Annotated in this window: 15 protein-coding genes; 2 read left to right on the forward strand and 13 right to left on the reverse strand. The window is 69.9% G+C overall.

Translation table 11 applies throughout. The annotated features are described in order from the left end of the window. Positions 1–10: 10 nt before the first annotated feature. On the forward strand, positions 11–514 hold the full coding sequence (locus KIH74_RS25350; RefSeq protein ID WP_214158718.1) for a mycothiol transferase: 504 nt from the start codon (positions 11–13) through the stop codon (positions 512–514). Positions 515–539: 25 nt separating this feature from the next. Here KIH74_RS25350 and KIH74_RS25355 read toward each other — a convergent pair whose 3' ends face one another. From KIH74_RS25355 to KIH74_RS25390, 8 genes are all read right to left on the reverse strand, one after another. Beyond that, the gene (locus KIH74_RS25355; RefSeq protein WP_214158720.1) at positions 540–1,460 is read right to left on the reverse strand and encodes a phosphotransferase family protein; all 921 of its coding nucleotides are present in this window, start codon (positions 1,458–1,460) and stop codon (positions 540–542) included. A 32-nt stretch (positions 1,461–1,492) separates the two neighbouring features. After that, complete coding sequence (locus KIH74_RS25360; RefSeq protein ID WP_214158722.1) at positions 1,493–2,119, reverse strand: response regulator transcription factor; 627 nt, start codon at positions 2,117–2,119, stop codon at positions 1,493–1,495. A 91-nt stretch (positions 2,120–2,210) separates the two neighbouring features. Beyond that, positions 2,211–2,906: a helix-turn-helix transcriptional regulator gene (locus tag KIH74_RS25365; RefSeq protein ID WP_214158723.1), complete on the reverse strand. Its 696-nt coding sequence runs from the start codon at positions 2,904–2,906 to the stop codon at positions 2,211–2,213. A gap of 334 nt (positions 2,907–3,240) precedes the next feature. After that, positions 3,241–3,987, reverse strand: a complete 747-nt coding sequence (locus tag KIH74_RS25370) for a class II glutamine amidotransferase (RefSeq protein WP_214158725.1) — start codon at positions 3,985–3,987, stop codon at positions 3,241–3,243. Positions 3,988–4,033: 46 nt separating this feature from the next. Next, positions 4,034–4,942, reverse strand: coding sequence for an amino acid ABC transporter permease (locus KIH74_RS25375; RefSeq protein WP_214158726.1), 909 nt, complete (start codon positions 4,940–4,942; stop codon positions 4,034–4,036). Next, positions 4,939–5,586, reverse strand: coding sequence for an amino acid ABC transporter permease (locus tag KIH74_RS25380; RefSeq protein WP_214158728.1), 648 nt, complete (start codon positions 5,584–5,586; stop codon positions 4,939–4,941). The genes KIH74_RS25375 and KIH74_RS25380 overlap by 4 nt, the downstream gene beginning before the upstream one ends. A gap of 3 nt (positions 5,587–5,589) precedes the next feature. Further along, complete coding sequence (locus tag KIH74_RS25385; protein ID WP_214158729.1) at positions 5,590–6,546, reverse strand: glutamate ABC transporter substrate-binding protein; 957 nt, start codon at positions 6,544–6,546, stop codon at positions 5,590–5,592. Positions 6,547–6,637: 91 nt separating this feature from the next. Further along, positions 6,638–7,432, reverse strand: coding sequence for an amino acid ABC transporter ATP-binding protein (locus tag KIH74_RS25390; protein WP_308113998.1), 795 nt, complete (start codon positions 7,430–7,432; stop codon positions 6,638–6,640). Positions 7,433–7,590: 158 nt separating this feature from the next. Between KIH74_RS25390 and KIH74_RS25395 the strand changes: the two genes are divergently transcribed. Further along, positions 7,591–8,505: a LysR family transcriptional regulator gene (locus KIH74_RS25395; RefSeq protein ID WP_214158731.1), complete on the forward strand. Its 915-nt coding sequence runs from the start codon at positions 7,591–7,593 to the stop codon at positions 8,503–8,505. Positions 8,506–8,539: 34 nt separating this feature from the next. Here the strand turns inward: KIH74_RS25395 and KIH74_RS25400 are convergent, their stop codons facing one another. Genes KIH74_RS25400 through KIH74_RS25420 form a run of 5 tightly spaced genes read right to left on the reverse strand, consistent with a single transcriptional unit; the run spans position 8,540 to position 17,108 of the window. Beyond that, the gene (locus KIH74_RS25400; protein WP_214158732.1) at positions 8,540–13,291 is read right to left on the reverse strand and encodes an FtsK/SpoIIIE domain-containing protein; all 4,752 of its coding nucleotides are present in this window, start codon (positions 13,289–13,291) and stop codon (positions 8,540–8,542) included. 39 nt (positions 13,292–13,330) lie between these two features. Next, positions 13,331–15,289 carry a hypothetical protein gene (locus KIH74_RS25405; RefSeq protein WP_214158734.1) on the reverse strand — a complete coding sequence of 653 codons (1,959 nt, stop codon included), beginning with the start codon at positions 15,287–15,289 and terminating at the stop codon, positions 13,331–13,333. Between the two features lie 54 nt (positions 15,290–15,343). Beyond that, positions 15,344–15,640, reverse strand: coding sequence for a hypothetical protein (locus KIH74_RS25410; protein WP_214158736.1), 297 nt, complete (start codon positions 15,638–15,640; stop codon positions 15,344–15,346). A 57-nt stretch (positions 15,641–15,697) separates the two neighbouring features. After that, positions 15,698–16,006: a hypothetical protein gene (locus tag KIH74_RS25415; protein ID WP_214158738.1), complete on the reverse strand. Its 309-nt coding sequence runs from the start codon at positions 16,004–16,006 to the stop codon at positions 15,698–15,700. 52 nt (positions 16,007–16,058) lie between these two features. Continuing rightward, on the reverse strand, positions 16,059–17,108 hold the full coding sequence (locus KIH74_RS25420) for a hypothetical protein (protein WP_214158739.1): 1,050 nt from the start codon (positions 17,106–17,108) through the stop codon (positions 16,059–16,061). Positions 17,109–17,144: the final 36 nt, after the last annotated feature.

Raw genomic sequence — 17,144 nt, forward strand, 5'->3', positions numbered from 1 at the left:
GGTCGACGTCATGAACACCTCCGAACTACTGGCCGACGCGTTCGGCCGGATCAAGGAACTGGTGGAGCAGACGGCCGAGGGGCTCACCGCCGAGCAGCTGGCGTATCGCCCTGCCGGAACCGGAAATTCGATCGCCTGGCTGCTCTGGCACCTGACCCGGGTGCAGGACGCGCAGGTCGCCGACGTGGCCGGCAGCCAGGAGATCTGGACCGCGCAGGGCTGGGCCGGCCGGTTCGCGCTGCCGTTCGACGAGTCCGAGCACGGCTACGGCATGTCCACCGACGACGTGTCCAAGGTGCGGGTGGACGATCCCCAGCTGCTGGTGGACTACTACGACGCGGTGCACTCCCGCTCGCTGGAATACGTCGCCGGGTTGTCGGAGGCCGACCTGGACCGGGTGGTGGACGACCGCTGGGACCCGCCGGTCACCCTCGGCGTGCGGCTGATCAGCATCATCGACGACGACGTGCAGCACGTCGGGCAGGCGGCCTACGTGCGCGGCATCCTGCCCTGACGTCCTGCTGTGCCGGCACCGTGGCTCACCTCAGCCGGCCGAGCCAGTGCTCGACCGGATGGTCCCACTCGGCGGCCGCGGCGGCGTCGGAACCCAGGGCCCGCAACCAGTTCCGGGCCCGGTGCAGCGGGGCGACCGCGAGCACCGCACGCAGCTCGTCGCGTAACCGCGGCAGCGGCGCCAGATCCGTGAACACCTCCAGGTAGGCGTCTTCCAGCCGGGCGACGCCGCGGTCGTCCACCCCCGCGCCGCGTGCCATCAGCCGGGGTACGTCCATCGTGCCGAACGGGTGCGCCACGGTGGCGTCGCCGAAGTCGAAGAACCGGGCACGGCCCTCGGCGTCCACCGCCACGTTGTTGTCGTGCAGATCGCCGTGCTGCACCGACGGTTCGACGGTGGACGACGAGAGGCCCGTGCCCCGTTCCTCCCAGCGCGTGGCGATCAGCGTGAGCCGGTGCCGCTCGGCCTCGGGCAGCCTCGGCGCGGTGGTGAAAGACCGCAGCATGCCGAGCAACTGGTGCGGGCGCTCGTCGGGGACGCCGAGGGCGAGAAGCTCACCGGCGTGGGGCGTCACGCGCCGCTGGAGATCGGCGAACCGCTGCACCAGCGACGTCCAGACGTCCAGGTCGAAGGCGCGGTGCGGATCGCCGGCCGGGGCGAGGGTGCGCAGCACGGTGCCGGCCGAGGCGACGATCAGCCGGTGGCCGGGCGGGTCGGCGGCCACCAGCGGCGGCACCAGGTCCGGGCAGACCCGGGCCAGCACCGTCATCAGCGCGGCCTCGTGGCCGGTGTGCGGGGTGGACGCCTTGAGGAACACGTCGGTGCCGTCCGGCCGGGACACCTGCCAGGTCGCGCCCCAGGGGCGGTTCTTCAGCTCCCGCGGGTGCGCCGGCCCGAGCACGGAGCGGGCCCAGTCGAGGGCGGCTGTGAGACGCTCGTCGTTCACCGGGCCATGGTGACAGGTTCAGCCGAGCAGACTCAGCCGAGCAGGCCGGACCGCAGGGCGAGGGCCACCGCCTCCGGCCGGTTGCGCAGGCCGCGCCGGGCCATCAGAGCCGACACGATGCCCTTCACGGTGCGCTCGGAGCAGTGCATGAGCTGGGCGATCTCGGCGCTGTCGAGCCCGTCGGCGATGTGCCCCAGCACCTCCACCTCGCGGCGCGCGAACCCCGAGGCGGTCAGTCCCCGGGGCGCGAGCACGTGCTGCTGGAGCAGCAGCACGTCGTCGATCAGCCGGGCCTGCATGTCTCGCGGCAGGTCGCTGCCCCCGGTCCCGACCGTGCGCACCAGCGCGAGGAACCGGCGGGTGGTCAGCCGGTGCCGCCAGATCAGGCCGCGCAGGCCGGTTTCCACGCTGGTGAGCAGATCCGCCTCGCCGAACCGCTCCAGCACCATCGCGACCGGGATCTCGCGCCGCGGGCTGAGCTGCCGGATCTGCCCCAGCAGCCCGGCCGTCACCGCGGGTGCCGCCACCACCAGCACCTGCGGGTCGTGCGGGGCGTGTGTCATCCCGGACTGCCGCCCGATCAGGTCGGTCATGCCGGCCAGATCGAGCGGGTCGGCAGTCAGGACCGCGACCCGCAGCGGGTCGGTGAGCGCCTGCATCGTTCTCTCTTCGCGTTGATCGTGGTGGAGTTCACCAGATACCACGCGAAAAGACATTATTCAGTTCAATTTTGTTACCCGGACGGTTGATTCAGATGATCCCGGAGCGCATCGCGTAGGCTACGGCGTGCGACCGGTTGCGCAGATTCAGCCGGGTCATCATCGCGTACAGGATGTTCTTGACGGTGCGTTCGGAATACTTCATCCGGTCGGCGATCTCCGCGGTGTCCAGACCCTCGGCGATCAGCCGCAGCACGTCCACCTCGCGGGTCTCCAGGCCCGAGGCGGTCAGCCCGCGCGGCCCCAGCACCGTCTGCTGGAGGTGGGCCACGTCTTTCAGCAGCCGGCCCTGCACCTCCGGCGGCAGGCTGCTGCCGCCGGACATCACGGTGCGGATCAGCTCGGTGAACTGGTCCGGGGTGACCTCCGAGCGCCACATCGCCCCGGCCACCCCGACCTCGGCCGCGGCCAGCCAGTCGCCGTCCCCGAGGTTGTCGAGGATGAGCACGAACGGCGCCTTGCACACCTCCCGCAGGCCGCGCAGCCGCCGCAGCGCCCGCCCGCTCAGGCGCGGCGCCACGATCACCACCACGTCGGCCTGCGGCAGCTGCGGCGTGGGCAGCAGCTGGATGTCGGGGCTGGGGCCGATCAGGCCGGCCACACCGGCCCGGCTGAACACGTCCACCGCCTCGACGGCGATCTTGATCCGCCGCAGGTGGCGCTCGGTCACCACGGCCGGACGGCCGGAACCCGGCCAGGTACGGGTTGTCTGCGGTCCAACGCTCATCGTCATAACCGTCGCTTCCACACGTTACTCATCTAATTGCCAGCCGGCCGGGAGGGCGCCGGTGGTCCTGCCTGAGGGCGGGTCGCCGGTCCTGTGGGCACGATCGCGGTCGAGCCTTCGAGGGCCTGTTCACTGAGGGCCTGTACGTCCGACCGACACTGGTGAACAAGAACCGGTGTCAATATATACACCGATTTTGGCACCAAAGGACATGATCGAAACGTTAAGCCTTCGCTAGCGCTGGCTTTCTGGTAATGGGACTTTAGGCCTACCGCCCGTGGCTGCCGGGCGAACGGCGGGTGACCTGCGTTCCTGCGGTGGAAATGCCGTGTGCTCAGTGGATCTGGGGCGCCAGGGACCCGGTGGTGAATTCGGCCACTCGCTGCTCGGGCAGCGGCTGCCACTGCGGCTGGGGCTGCGGCCAGCCCTCCGAGGCCACCAGGGTCTTGGTCTCGCTCCGGTGATAGCTCAGACCGAAGTACCCCTTGCCGCGCCGGCCGATCACCTCGGACTCCGGGTCATGCTCGGAGTAGGTGAAAAGACCGGTGGGGGTGAGCATCATGCTGTTCAGGCTGATGATCATCTCGGCGCCCTCGCGGATCGCGGTGGTGGTGCGGGCGATCGCCTCCTCCGGTGTGGCGCCGTGGTCCATCTGCTCCCGCACGGCCAGGTAGAAGCGCTCGCTGTCGGTGGTGCCGTCGGCGGTGGCCAGCAGCTCGGGCGAGATCAGCGACTCCAAAAACGCGACCGGACGGATCTCGCCGTTGTGCGCGAAGGCGGCCCGGGCGTCCCCGAACGGGTGCGTGTTGGCCATCTCCACGGCCAGATTCGGGCTGGCCATGCGCAGGTGCAGCACGGCCATGTCGGTCACGCAGCTCTTCAGCAGGCCCCGCAGCATGTCGCTGTCGTCGGCCCGGTCGATGCCCTTGACCACACCGACCGCGCCGAGTTCGTCGCGAAACGCCACGCCCCAGCCGTCTTTGTGCTCACAGGCCAGCTGAATGAAGGGTTCCAGGTCCTCGGCCACCAGCTCCGCGATCGGGGCCGGTTGCGAGGAGACGACGCCGAGAAGGCGACACATGGCGATCACACTCCAGGAGTTGTAGCGGTGGGACTGTTGCAGAGCTTCAGTGCCGGCCGGCCGAGCCGCCGATGCGGCGTTCCAGCTGGGCGGCCAGCGCGGCCAGCGCGAGGTTGAGCACGATGAACACGGCGGCCACCACCACGAAGCTCTGGAGCACGGTGTGGTTGAACTCGCCGAGAACCCTTGCCGAGGCCAGGAGTTCGAGGTAACTCACCACGTAGCCGAGTGTGGAGTCCTTGAGCAGCCGGATGATCTGGCTGATCAGGGCCGGGGCCGACAGCCGCACCGCCTGGGGCAGTACGACCAGCCGCATCGTGGGCCAGTAGCCCAGGCCGAGGGCGAAGGCGGCCTCGCTCTGGCCCTTGGGCAGTGCCCGCACGCCGGCCCGGAAGATTTCGGCCAGCACCGCGGCGTTGGTCAGCGTGATCGGGATGACCAGCTGCCAGAACAGCGGGATCCGGATGCCCGTGCTGGGCAGGCCGAGCAGGAACGCGTAGATCAGCAGGAGCAGCGGAATCGCCCGCAGCACCTCGACATACAGCGTGGCCGGCTTGCTCAGCAGCGGGCTGCGGGACAGCCGGGCCAGGGCCAGCACGGCCCCCAGCGGCACCGCGAGGGCGCCGGTGACGAGCGTGACCTGGACGGTGGCCCAGAGGGCGGTGAGCAGGTAGCGGATCACCGGCCACTGGGTGAACAGTTCCCACTTGGACCATTCCAGCTGGCCGTTGATCGCGAACTGCCGCAGGGCCAGGGCGAACAGCCCGGCGATCGCCACCGTCGAGACCACCGTGGCGATCGCGATCCGGCGGCGTCCCCTCGGGCCCGGAACGTCGAACAGTGCGGCGTCGTCCTGACCGATCGACGAGAGCCAGCCGGTGCGCGGAGCCGGGGCGGACGGCGCCACGATCTCCGGAAGGGCTTCCAGGGAAGGAACTTCCGAGTCCGTGGTCATCGCTGCACCGCCAATCGCCTGTCCAGGTATCCGGCCGAGCGGCCGATGATGAAGGTCATGGCCACGTAGCAGAGGGCGGCCGCGCCGAAGGTGATGAGCGGTTCGGCGTACTGCTGGTCGAGCAGCTGGGTCTGGCCGGTCAGCTCCTCGGTCACCCCGACCGCCGCGGCGAGCGACGAGTTCAGGACGACCGCGATGAGCAGGGAGGCCAGCGGCTGGATGATGCTGCGCAGGGCCTGCGGCAGCACCACCAGCCTCAGCACCTGGCCGAAGGTGAACCCGAGGGCCCGGGCCGCCTCGATCTGTCCCTTCGGGACGGCCCGGACACCGGAGCGCATGGTCTCACTGAAAAACGTTGCCCAGTAGAGGCTCATCGCCGCGACCGCGGTCCACAGCAGCGACCCGATCAGGCCGATCTCCGGAAGGCCGAAGACGAACAGGACGAGCAGGACGAGCAGTGGGATGCTCCGGACCAGTTCCACGTAGGCGGTGGCGGCCAGGCGCAGCGGCAGTACCGGGCTGATCCGGCAGACCGTGAGCAACAGGCCGAGGATCGCCGCCAGGACGAAGGTGGAGACGCTGATCTGGATCGAGATCAGCAGGCCCTTGCCGAAGACATCGAGGTTGTCGACGATGACGTCCATGGATCAGCCGATCGTGGGCGGGGTCGGGGCGTCGCCGGGAACCTCGGTGCCGACCGTGGCCTTCCAGACCTTGGCCCAGGTGCCGTCGTCGATCCGCTGCTGGAGCCAGTCGTTCACGAACTCCTGGAACTCGGTGTCGTCCTTGGCCAGGCCGATGCCGTAGTCGTCCTGGGAGAACTTGTCACCCAGCACCTCGACGTCGTCGTTGGTCACCGCGTTGCCGGCCAGGATCGACTGGTCGATCACGTAGGCGTCGGCGCGGCCCTGGCGAAGTGCCTGGAGCGCCTCGGTGTTGGTCTCGAAGAGCTGGATCTTGGCGTCCGGCGCGGCGGCCTTGATCGCGTTCGGGGCGGTCGAGGCGGACTGGGTGACCACGGTCTTGCCGTTCAGGTCTTCCAGCGAGTTGATGCCGGTGGTGCCCTTCTTCACCTCGATGCCGATGCCGTCCTGGTAGTACGGGCCGGCGAAGGAGATCTTCTCCTTGCGCTCGTCGGTGATCGTGTAGGTGGCGAAAACGACGTCCACCGAACCGTTCTGGATGAGCGCCTCACGGGTCTGCGAGGTCACGTTGACCAGCTTGGTGTTCGGCTCGCCGATGATGTAGTCGGCCAGCAGCTGCGACATCGCGGCGTCGAAGCCCTCCACCTTGCCGGTGGTCGGGTTGAGCAGCGAGAACAGCGCCGAGGTCTGCACACCGCCGACGGTGAGCTCGCCCTTCTCCTTGATCTTGGCCGCCGTCGAGCCCTCGGGCAGGTCGGTGGCCGGCTGCTGCGCCTCGATCAGGGCGGCGACGGCGTCGCTGTCGGCGTTCGAGGTGGCCTGGGCGCCACCGCCGGGAACGGCGGCGGGGTCGGACGAGCCACCGCCGCAGGCGGCGGCCAGGGCCAGCACGGCGCCGGCGGCGACCACGGTGCCGCTGCGCCGGGGGAGCGAGGAACGCGTCAGAACACTGGACCTCATGGCAGTCTCCAAGTGAGATGATGTGTGCGGGAGGGGAATTCGTGGGATTGTTAATCCGTGGCGCATCGTTGCGCTTGCCGGATGATTCGGCTCAGTGGGTGAGCACCTTGGCGAGAAAGTCTGCGGCCCGGTCGTTCCGGGGGTTGGTGAAGAACTGCTCGGGCGGGGCGACGTCGAGAATCCGCCCGCCGTCCATGAACACGACGCGGTCGGCGGCCTTGCGGGCGAAGCCCATCTCGTGGGTGACCACCAGCATGGTCATCCCCTCGGCCGCCAGACCGGTGAGCACGTCGAGCACCTCGTTGATCATCTCCGGGTCGAGCGCCGAGGTGGGCTCGTCGCACAGCAGCACCTTGGGCTCCATCGCCAGCGCGCGGGCGATCGCCACCCGCTGCTGCTGACCGCCGGACAGCTGGGCCGGGTGCTTGTGCGCGTGGTCGGCCATCCCGACCCGGCCGAGCAGCTCCATCGCCTGGGCCTGGGCCTTGGTCTTCGACAGGCCGCGCACCTTGATCGGGGCGAGCGCCACGTTCTGGAGAATGCTCAGGTGGGAGAACAGGTTGAAGGACTGGAACACCATGCCGGCCTGGGCCCGCAGCCGGGCGAGCTCCTTGCCCTCGGCGGGAACCGGCTTGCCGGCCACCTCGATCACACCGGAGCTGATCGTCTCGAGCCGGTTGATGCAGCGGCACAGGGTGGACTTGCCGGAGCCGGACGGGCCGATCACCACGACCACCTCGCCCAGCGCCACATCCAGGTTGACGTCGAAAAGGCACTGGAATGAACCGAAGTGCTTGTTCAGGTTACGAATCCGGATCAGTGAGTCCGAGTTCGCGCCCTCGGGATCCGTGACCGTTACGTCCGGCTGATTCTGGGTCTTCGTCATGCCGAACACGGGAGCCTCCGTCGCGGGTCGCTGAGCAATGCGGTAATTAGAGCGAAAGGGGCTCACCAGCGTCCAACGAGAGTTTTTTCGTGGATCCATCAAGACTCTTTATAGCTCGTGAACACCCAGGTGAAACACAAGGTGGACATACTGCTGGGGTGGATGTTCAGCAGCTGAAGGTGCTGGCCGAGGTGGCCCGGACGGGCTCGTACACCGCCGCGGCCGGTGCGCTGGGTTACACCCAGCCAGCGGTGAGTTACCAGATGCGGCGTCTCCAGCAGTCTCTCGGCGCCCCGGTGGTGGTCCGGATCGGCCGCGGCCTGCAACTCACCGAGCTCGGCGAGGTGCTGCTCCAGCACGCCGACAACGTGTTCTCGGTGATCCGCGCGGTGGAGCAGGACATGTCCTCGGCGGTCGCCCGCGGCGGCGGTCTGGTGCGCGTGGTGGCGTTCCAGAGCGGCATGATCCGGCTGCTGCCACCGGTGATCGACCGGTTACGCGCGTCCCACCCGAACATCCGGATCAGCATCACCCAGGCCGAGCCGGTGGAGGCGAGACAGCTGATCCGCTCCGGCGAGGTGGAGATCGGGCTGCTGTGCAACTGGGCCAACGAAGACCTGCCCGAGGGCGAGAGCACCATGCTGCGGCGGGAACTGATCACCGACAAGCGCTGCGTGGTGATGCCGGCCGGGCATCCCCTGGCCGCGCACAAAACCATCGGCCTGACCGAACTGGCCGACTGCGACTGGGTGATGGAGTCGTTCCGCGACCGCTTCATGGCGGCGTGCACCAACGCCGGGTTCAGCCCGAGGATCGTGGCCACGGTCGACGACGTGCTCACCGTGCAGGCCCTGGTGGCCAGCGGGATGGGCATCAGCCTGATGAACGAGCTGGGTCTGCTCGCGCACATCCGCGACGACCTGGTGTACCGCCCGCTGCGGGACTGGCCGTTACGGCGCACCTACGCCCTGCTGTGGCCCGACATGGCCCGGGTCCCGGCGGTCGGGGTGGTGCTGCGGGAGATCCAGGCGGTGGCCCGCGACGTCCGTAAGGGAACTCCGGCCACGACTTAGCGTGCGGACGTGATCACGTCCGCACGCCGTCGCCTCACTTGAGCATCGTCAGCGGAATCGCGATGATCTGCGCCTTGCCCGGTTCCGCGCCGATCGTGGTGTAGCCCCGACCGGGGCGAACCGCGGCCCGCAACTGGCTGTGCGCCAGCCGGATTCCGAGCAGATCACCCTCCATGCTGGTCTGCGGGGCCAGCAGCACACCCTGACGGCTGCGCTTGGCCTCGCCGATCCAGCCCGCGCCGGTGCCGGAGATCAGCTCGGCCGAGCCGGCGAACGCCATGCCCACGCTGCGGTCGCGGCCGACGGCCGCCACCTCGCGCAGGACCGGGCCGATCGGGTGCCCGGTGCCGAACAGGTCGACGTCGTCGAGCAGCAGCACGGTGGGCGGGCAGCCCGGGGCGAGCAGGTTCCGGACCTGGTCCGCGTCCGGGTTGGGGCCGGAGAACAGGTGCACCGACTGGTGGTTCACCAGACGGCGCAGCGCGGAATCCCGCGGCGTCAGCACGACCAGGCGGGTCCCGGTCGCCAGCAGCGAGATGCCCAGGGAGGCGAGCACGTTGCTGCGCCCCGACCCGGGCGGGCCGGCCACCACGAACGAGTGCGCCCGGCCGGAGAAGTCAAGCGTGAGCGGCGTGGAGCCGCCACCGCCGAGACCGAGCAGACCGCGCATCGCCTTCTGCTCGGACTTCGGCCAGAGGGCGAAGGCGTCGGTGAAGGACAGCTGGCTGGGCAGGGCGGCGATCTGGACCGGACGGCGGCTGTCGGGCAGCATCGCGTCGCGCAGCAGGGCCTGGTGCCCGATCGCCCGCAGCGCCGTGGCCTGGCCCTGACCCGTGGGGTCGGCCGAGAGCATGGCCACCTGGACCTCGACGGTGTCCTTCGGCCGCCAGGCCCGGCCCGGCGGGATCATCGGGGGGATCCGGTTGATCGGCATACCGGTGAGGGTCATCTCGGCCCGGTCGGTCATCCGCATGATCAGCTTGTTCTCGCTGAGCGAGGCGACCCGGCCGCTGAGCAGGACCCGCTCCGAGGTCATGATCATGTGGATACCGACACCGGCACCCTCCCGGATCACCTCCTGGAGCTGGCCGTAGACGGCGCCGCCGTCGTGGTCGGCCAGCAGCGCCGCCAGGGCGTCCCAGCCGTCGACGAAGACGAAGATGTGCGGCGGGGCCGTCTCCGGGCCCATCTTCACCCGCAGCTCCGGCAGGTCGGCCACCGAGTGGTCGGCCTGGAGGTCGTGCCGGCGCTCCAGCTCGCTGCCCAGGGTGCCGATCAGGCGGGTCAGCCGCTCGATGTCGGTCCTGGGCACCACACCGCCGCAGTGCGGCAGGTCGGTGAGCACGCTCAGCGCGCTGCCCGCCGCGTCGATCCCGTACATGTGCACGGCGGCGCTGGAGTTGGACCGGGCCAGGCCACCGGCGATGGTGCGCAGCACCTGGGACCGGCCGGCCCGCGGGGCGCCGATGACGAACAGGTGACCGTCCCGGGACGGGTCGAAGGCCAGCGTGTGCTGGGCCTGCATGGCCGGCAGGTCGGCCATCGCGTAGGGGGCCATGGTGATGTTGTCGTGCGTGACCCGCTGCGCGCCCTGCTCGTGGTCGGCCCGGTCCAGGTCTTCCAGCAGCAGCATGCCCGGCAGCGCGGGCAGCCACGGGCTCGGCTGCTGCACGCTCTCGACCCGCTCCGCCGCGTCCCGGATGGCGTCGACCAGGTCGTCCAGGTCGGTGCGCTCGCTCTCCTCGCCCGGCAGCGACATCTCGGCGAACTCGTCCGGGGGCTGCTGGATCCGGATCGGACGGCCGAGACCGTTCCAGGTCAGCCTCTCCGCGCTGGGAGGCGGGACGACAACGTCCTCAGGCTCTTCGTTCTTCTCCTCCTCGCCCGGACCGGAAGGGGAACCGACGTAGGCGGTCTGGAACGGGACCACCGAGCGGTGCCCGAGGCGGGCCAGCGCACGTCCCGGATTGCGGGTGGAGATGTGCGCGGCGTCGTTGACGTCGATGACGTCCGAGCTCTCCAGCGGGTCGGTGACCCGCAGGGCGATCCGGAGGTTGGTGTTCGCCTTGATGTCGGCGGTGACCGCGCCCGCCGGGCGCTGGGTGGCCAGGATCAGATGCACCCCGAGCGAACGCCCCCGCTGGGCGATGCTGACCAGACCGGGGACGAAGGACGGCGTCTCCCGCGCCATCGTGGCGAACTCGTCGATCACCAGCAGGAGGCGGGGCATCGGGGCCATCTCCGGGGCCCGCTGGCGCAGGGCCCGGTACTCCGGCAGGTCCTTCGCGCCGACGTCGGCGAGCATCTGCTCGCGGCGGCGCAACTCGGCGCCGAGCGACTCCAGCGCCCGCAGCGAGAGCGCCTCGTCCAGGTCGGTGACCATGCCCAGGGTGTGCGGCAGGCGCACACAGGCGTGGAATGCGCTACCACCCTTGTAGTCGACAAGCACGAAAACCAGCTCGTCGGGCCGGTTCACGGCGGCCAGCGAGGAGACCAGCGACTGGAGGAGCTCGGACTTGCCGGAACCGGTGGTACCGGCGATCAGGCCGTGCGGCCCGTCCCGCACCAGGTCGAAGTTGATGGTGCCGTCGAAGCCGATGCCGAGCGGGAACGTGGTCGAGGCCGGGCGCCGGCCCCAGAGCCCGGCGATCTTCTCGCCGGTGGGCGGGTCGGCGTGCAGCAGCTCGAGCAGGCGGACCCGCTCGGGCAGACCGGCGATCTCGTCCGGCGTGACGTCGCGCAGGCTGGACAGTGACCGGGCGACGTTCTCGCTCCACCGCTCCGTGACGTCGTCGGGGCGGATCTCGGTGACGTTGGGGACGTTCACCTGGCGCAGGGTCAGGCCGTCGGGGTCGGCGCGGACCACGGCCGTGCACTCCTCCGGCAGGAGGCGCTCCATCAGGTCCACGGCGACCGTGAACACCCGGACGGCAGGGCCTTCCACCAGAATCTTCATCACGCCGGGTACGTCACGCAGCCAGCGCGCGCCGTCCATGACGACCAGCACGTCGGGCTCGGCGAACAGGACCGTGCCCATCCGGGAACCGCGGGCCTCCTGCCGGGCCTTGATCAGCTGGCTGAGCTCGTTCACCCGGTTGGCGATGGTTTCCGGGTCGTTGCCGAACATGACCAGCGGGGAACCGTGCTGGCCGCCGTACGGGCGGGCCTGCGGCAGCCAGCGGGCCCAGCCCCAGCGGTCCGGGTCGGCCCCGATGGCGCCCGGCACGGCCGGGGCCAGCAGCAGGTACAGACGCAGGTCGCGGGGGCTGTGCAGAGTGGCGGCCTGCGTGACCATCCAGCGGGTGATCGAGGCCGTCTGCTCCTGGGTGCCGACGATCCCGACCACACCGCGCTCGGCCACCGGGACGCCGATCGGCACGTCCGGCACGTTCCAGCGGTAGCGCCGGGCGACCTCCTCGCGGGCCGGGTCCTCGAGCTCCAGCAGCGAGGGCTGGTCGACGGTGCCGATCCGCATCACCAGGAAGTCCGGGTCGGTGCGGCGGCGCTCCCACAGGCGGCTGCCCGGGCCGGTCGCGATCAGGCCGACCATCGCCGGGTCGGGCGAGGCCTGGATGCGGGCGATCCGCTCCACGTTGATGGTGGCGAAGACCTTGTGCTCCGCCTCTTTTCGCTTCACCCGGTAGGCGGCGTAGTCGACCCGGTACTGCTTGGCGCCGCTGCGCCGGTCCTGAACCCAGTTGGCCAGCATCATCACCGGGGTGAGCAGGGTGATGATCAGGAAGTAGTACGAGTGGAACAGGTAGACGAAGGTCAGGCCGATCAGCATCGGCGAGAGCATCATCAGCAGCGGGAGCTGCCGGCGGCTCGGGGGTTTGGGCGGCAGCGGCATCTTCACCGGCGGCTGGAGCAGCGGCGGCACCAGCCGGGGCGGGCGGTTGAAGTCGCGGGCGATCTCGTCCTCGGAGGGGGCCAGGGCCGCGTCCGCGTCGAAGCGCCGGACCAGGCGCAGCAGGCTCCCACCGATGGCCAGGTCCATGTCCAGGGGCCAGAGCCGGGCACCCTCGGCGCCCTTCATCATCTCGGCGTACTCGATCGCCGCGTCCTCGAGGGCCTTGCGGTAGCGCGGGTCCGGGGCCGTCTCGGCGGTGTCTCGGGGCGGCTCGGGCAGGCTGAGGCGCCCGCCCTCGACGGTCGCGGTCTCGTCGGCCAGGGTCAGTCCGGTCTGGCTCAGCTTCATGCCGCCCAGGCCGGCCAGCCAGACCTGGCCCTTGTGGTCGACGGTGAGTTCCGGCCCCTTGTCGGGCAGGTCGTCACCGGTCAGCCGGATCCAGCTGCCGGGGGCCTTGCCGATGCCGTAGCTGCCGAACGTGATCGGCCAGACCCGGCCGGCGTCCGGACCGCTGACCGCGTGCACCTCCAGCCAGTCCACCCCGGTCTGCGCCGGGCGCCAGTCCAGGTCGGCCGGCGGGGTCGGGGAGTTCAGGCCCAGCCGCTCGCCGGAGACCAGGCCGACCTGCTCGACCGTGGCGTCCGGGTTCATCGGGACACCGTCGAGATAGGGGACGACGGTGTAGGTCTCGGCCGTCTCCTCCGGCCCCGGCTCGTCGAACGGGGAGTACGACGGGCTGAACGGCGGCGCGGAGAGCAGGGCCGGACCACCCCCGGCGGTGCCGGCGGCGGCCGAGGCGAGTGCCCCGAGCGTGGTCTTCTTGTGCACCTCCATCACGACGTCCCAGTCCGGGGTGCCGGACGGCGGCACGGGGCCGCCGCCGGGCTGATCGGGATCTGGCTCGTCGGGAGTGGCGACACTGATCACCAGCTGCACGGACGGGTCCTTTCAGGGAGCACGTTTTCGGGGGGAGGATCAGTCGCGCGCGGGAGGGCGCTGCTCGTCGCGGGGGACGGCGGAGGCGCTCTGCGCGGCGAAACCCCCGATCTCGGGGTCGGGCTCGTCGAGGTCCCAGGTGGAGGTCGGGGCCGGGGCGGTGTACGACGAGGACTGCTGCTGGGCCTGGCGCCGGCGCCGGCGTTCGCCCATCGGGGCGGTGCCGGGGACCGGGGTGTCCTCGCCGGCGCCGCCGGACCACGGGGTGCGCCTGCCCTGGTTCGTGGGGGGCTCGGGGTCTTCGGGTGAGGTGAAGAAGGACGAGGTCTCCGGCTGGGCCATGACGCCGGGGTCGGCCGGAGGGCCGGGGCGGGCCGAGGCGCTCTCGCCGGGGCCGGCCGAATGCGCGGATCCGGTGGTTCCCTGCGGCTTTTGGGGACGTTTGGGGTCAGCGGGATTCGCCGGGCCACCAGGGTTCGTGGAGTCAACAGGGTTCGTGGAGCCAACGGGATTCGCTGGGCCAACAGGTTTCGTGGAGCCTGGGGACGAGTCGCCCGAGGTGTTGAAGGCAGAGCTCTTGAAGGCAGAGGCGCCGAAGTCGCTGTTGGCGAAACCCGTGTCACGGAAGCCGGATTCGCCGAACCCTGGACGACCGAACCCGGTGTTGCCGAAGCCCGGGCCTCCGGAGCCGGTGCCACGGGAGCCGGACTCCGAATCACCCGTGGCCAAGCCGGCCGGGGCACCGTTTCCGGCCGGGGCACTGCTTCCGGCCGGGGCACCGGCACCAGCCGGCTCCTGCCGGGGGGCGAGATCCGGGAACGACGGCGGCGACCAGTCGAACTGCGGCACAGGGGCCGGGCCCCCAGCAGAAGCAGCAGCCGTCCCCGCTCGCGTGCTCGCGGGCGGCGGCACCGGACGGGTCCCGGGGTAGGTGGCCGTCGGCTGGGGCACCGTGGTCCCGGTACCCGGCGAGCCAGGGCCGGCCGGGCCGGAGGGGGGAACCAGCGTCACCGTCGGTCGCTGCGGATTCGCGGCGCGTCGCTTCAGTGCCCGGGCGATACCCCGCTCCAGCGGAGCGGAATCGGTGGACAGCCCGAGCTCGGGCGCCTCGACCCGTCCGGCCGCGGTGACCGGGAGCTTCCAGCGGCGACCCGGGTACGGACCGGCCGTCACCACCCGCAGCGAGGGCATCGCGGGTGTCAGCGCGGTGATCATGTCCGCGTCGTGCGGGCTGAGATGGCCGCACACGAGCACGATCTGGTGCCCGGCGGGCGGCTGGGCGGCGCGCTCGTACAGCGCCTCCAGCACCGTCCGCAGCTTCTGGCCCCGGAACAGCGGGTGCACGCCCGCCGTGACGATGACCTCGACGCCGCTGTTCCCGGTCAGGCGGCTCGACAACTGCGCCGCCACACCGCAGAGCAGGCTGTAGACCGGACGGGGCGGACCCGCGATCTCCACCACTCCGGGGGCGCGCTCGAGGTCGATCAGCGTGACGTCGCCGCGCTGGGCGCCGATCACCAGGTGCCCGGCCAGACCGGGGTCCATGGCGTCGGCCGGGCTGGGCGCGATCGCGGTGCGCGGGACCGACCACCAGCCCTGCCGTTCGGACCACGGTGCGGGCGGAAGTGGCCGCGCCGGACCGGCGATCGCCAGTGACACCCCGCGCTGGGACAGTGTCGCGGCGTAGCTGCGCGCGTCCGGCTCGACGGCCAGCTCGGCCCCGGCCGAGGCGGTCGCGGAGTGGAGAACGCCGCCCAGCTCGGGATCCTCGAGCTGGGCGGCGATGGCCCGGACGTTGCGCCCGAACCGGTAGAGCTGGACCACCGGTGCGGCCAGGTCGGCCAGCGTGCCCCGGACGTAGGCCCGGACCCGGCGGAACGTCGAGCGCCAGCCCCACTTACGGCTGTACCAGCGGGCGACGAAGAACAGGACGACCAGAACCTCGACGATCAGGACGATCGTCAGGACAGTGGTCCGGTTGAAGCTGATACCGCTCATGGAGTTGGCAACCCGACGTGTGCTTCTTGTGGTTCTCGGAAGGGGAGGGGCGGATCAGGAGGTGGCGGAGTAACCGACGTCCAGCTCGTTCAGGTTGTCCAGGATCGACTGGAACGTGTCCGCGAACGTCTGGATCTTCGAGATGCCGTCCTGGAGGTCGGTCGCGAACTTGGTGAACTGCTCCGACATCACCGGGCTGGACGTCTTCAGCCAGAGGCCACCGTCGCTGGTGAGCAGCGTCTGCACAGCGGCGAGAAGGCTCTTCAGGTCGGCGACGCAGGTGTCGATGTTGTCGGAGATCACGGTCTTGGTGGTGGCGATCGCGGTGGGATCGACGTTGATGTCGGTCATTGATGCCTTCTTATCAGACTCGTCAGAAGCGGATGAGTGGGAGGCGGCCGGAACGGCTCAGCCGTTGGAGTTGGCGGACTCGACGATCGAGGCGTCCAGGCTCTTCAGCTGGCTGACGATGTTGTCGAACTGGTTGGCCCACTGCGGAATGCTGTTGACGGCCTGGGTGATCGACGTGTTGAAGTCGTTGTACTTCTGCTCGAGCACGGGGCTGGAGCTGATGAGCCACAGACCGCCACCGTCGGTGAGCAGGTTGTTGACCGAGTTCTGCATGGCCGTGAGCCGGGGCAGGGTGTCGGTGGTCACCTGGTGCAGCTTGGTGGACACGGTGGCGACGTCGTCGTAGACGACCTTCATGTCGCTCATGGGTGAGGTTCCTCTCGCTCAGTCGGGGATGTTGCGGGGGGCCGGAACGGGCTCAGTCGTCCTCGTACTCGCTGGGACCGCTGGTCTGCTCCCAGGAGTCGGAGTCGTAGTTGCCCTTGTACTCACGCACCGTGCCGTCGTCGTCCGTGACCTTCTTGGTGTCGTTGTCGGACCCGTCGTTGTTGACGACCTCGGTGGTGGTCTTCTTGTCGTCCTGGTCGACGCTGACCGAGGTGTAGCCGTGGTCGACGGTCTTGCCGTCCACGGTCTCGGTGTGCGGGGTCACGGTGGTGACCGACGAGGTGTTGTTGTCGTCGTTGCTCGGGTCGACCGTCTTGCCGTCGATCACGTACGAACCGTCGTCGTGGTACGTGGTGTTGAGCGTGTCGATCGTGCCGTCGGAGTGGGTGATCGTGGTCTTGCTCGAGCTCGGGTCCTCCGAGTCACCGTCGTAGGTGTACTCGGTGGTCTGGGTGTAGCCGAGGCCCGAGGCCGAGCCGATCGTGCTGGTCTCCGTCGTCACCCGGCCGTTGTCGTCGTACTGGGTGTCGGTCCGGGTCTGGCCGCCCGAGCTGTCCAGCTCGTAGTCCGAGACGTCGGGCATCGCACCCGGGTCCTCGGGGATCGGGGACTCGCCGGGACCGTTCCCGTACTTGAACAGGTGGACCGGTTCCTGGTTCTCGAGAACGCCTTCCGCGTTGTACAACGGGAACGGCGTGAACATCTTGTCTTTCTTGGCCAGGTAGTCCTGGTACTCGGCGTCCTTCTGCTTCCAGTCGCTCATCGTCTGCTGACTGAGAACGGAGGCGGCCTTCTGGGCGAAGTCCGCGTCCATGTCGAAGAACTTCGTGGCCACGCTGTCGAGCAGGGTGGCCAGGTCGCCGAGCCGGTCCATGGCGTCCGAGAACGGCTTGTCCCAGGCGTACCGGAACTTGGTGAGGGAGCTGGCGAGCTTGCTGCTGCCGATCGCCTCGGCCCGGGAATTGACACCGCTGACGCCGGTGTCCAGACCCGGGACGGTGTCGTCCAGGTGATCCTTCAGTGAACGGGCGTCGTTGGCGAGCTCGTGCAGCCGGTCGTAGTTGATCTGGAGATCAGCCACGGGGGCTCCGTCCTGCGCTCAGCCCGGCACGGAAGT

This window comes from Kineosporia corallincola, assembly GCF_018499875.1.
Lineage (GTDB): Bacteria > Actinomycetota > Actinomycetes > Actinomycetales > Kineosporiaceae > Kineosporia > Kineosporia corallincola.

Excerpts from the sequence above, each read along its gene's own strand:
- KIH74_RS25350 (WP_214158718.1), top strand. The coding sequence starts at position 11 with ATGAACACCTCCGAACTACTGGCCGACGCGTTCGGCCGGATCAAGGAA.
- KIH74_RS25360 (WP_214158722.1), bottom strand. The coding sequence starts at position 2,119 with ATGCAGGCGCTCACCGACCCGCTGCGGGTCGCGGTCCTGACTGCCGAC.
- KIH74_RS25365 (WP_214158723.1), bottom strand. The coding sequence starts at position 2,906 with ATGAGCGTTGGACCGCAGACAACCCGTACCTGGCCGGGTTCCGGCCGT.
- KIH74_RS25370 (WP_214158725.1), bottom strand. The coding sequence starts at position 3,987 with ATGTGTCGCCTTCTCGGCGTCGTCTCCTCGCAACCGGCCCCGATCGCG.
- KIH74_RS25375 (WP_214158726.1), bottom strand. The coding sequence starts at position 4,942 with ATGACCACGGACTCGGAAGTTCCTTCCCTGGAAGCCCTTCCGGAGATC.
- KIH74_RS25380 (WP_214158728.1), bottom strand. The coding sequence starts at position 5,586 with ATGGACGTCATCGTCGACAACCTCGATGTCTTCGGCAAGGGCCTGCTG.
- KIH74_RS25385 (WP_214158729.1), bottom strand. The coding sequence starts at position 6,546 with ATGAGGTCCAGTGTTCTGACGCGTTCCTCGCTCCCCCGGCGCAGCGGC.
- KIH74_RS25390 (WP_308113998.1), bottom strand. The coding sequence starts at position 7,432 with ATGACGAAGACCCAGAATCAGCCGGACGTAACGGTCACGGATCCCGAG.
- KIH74_RS25405 (WP_214158734.1), bottom strand. The coding sequence starts at position 15,289 with ATGAGCGGTATCAGCTTCAACCGGACCACTGTCCTGACGATCGTCCTG.
- KIH74_RS25410 (WP_214158736.1), bottom strand. The coding sequence starts at position 15,640 with ATGACCGACATCAACGTCGATCCCACCGCGATCGCCACCACCAAGACC.
- KIH74_RS25415 (WP_214158738.1), bottom strand. The coding sequence starts at position 16,006 with ATGAGCGACATGAAGGTCGTCTACGACGACGTCGCCACCGTGTCCACC.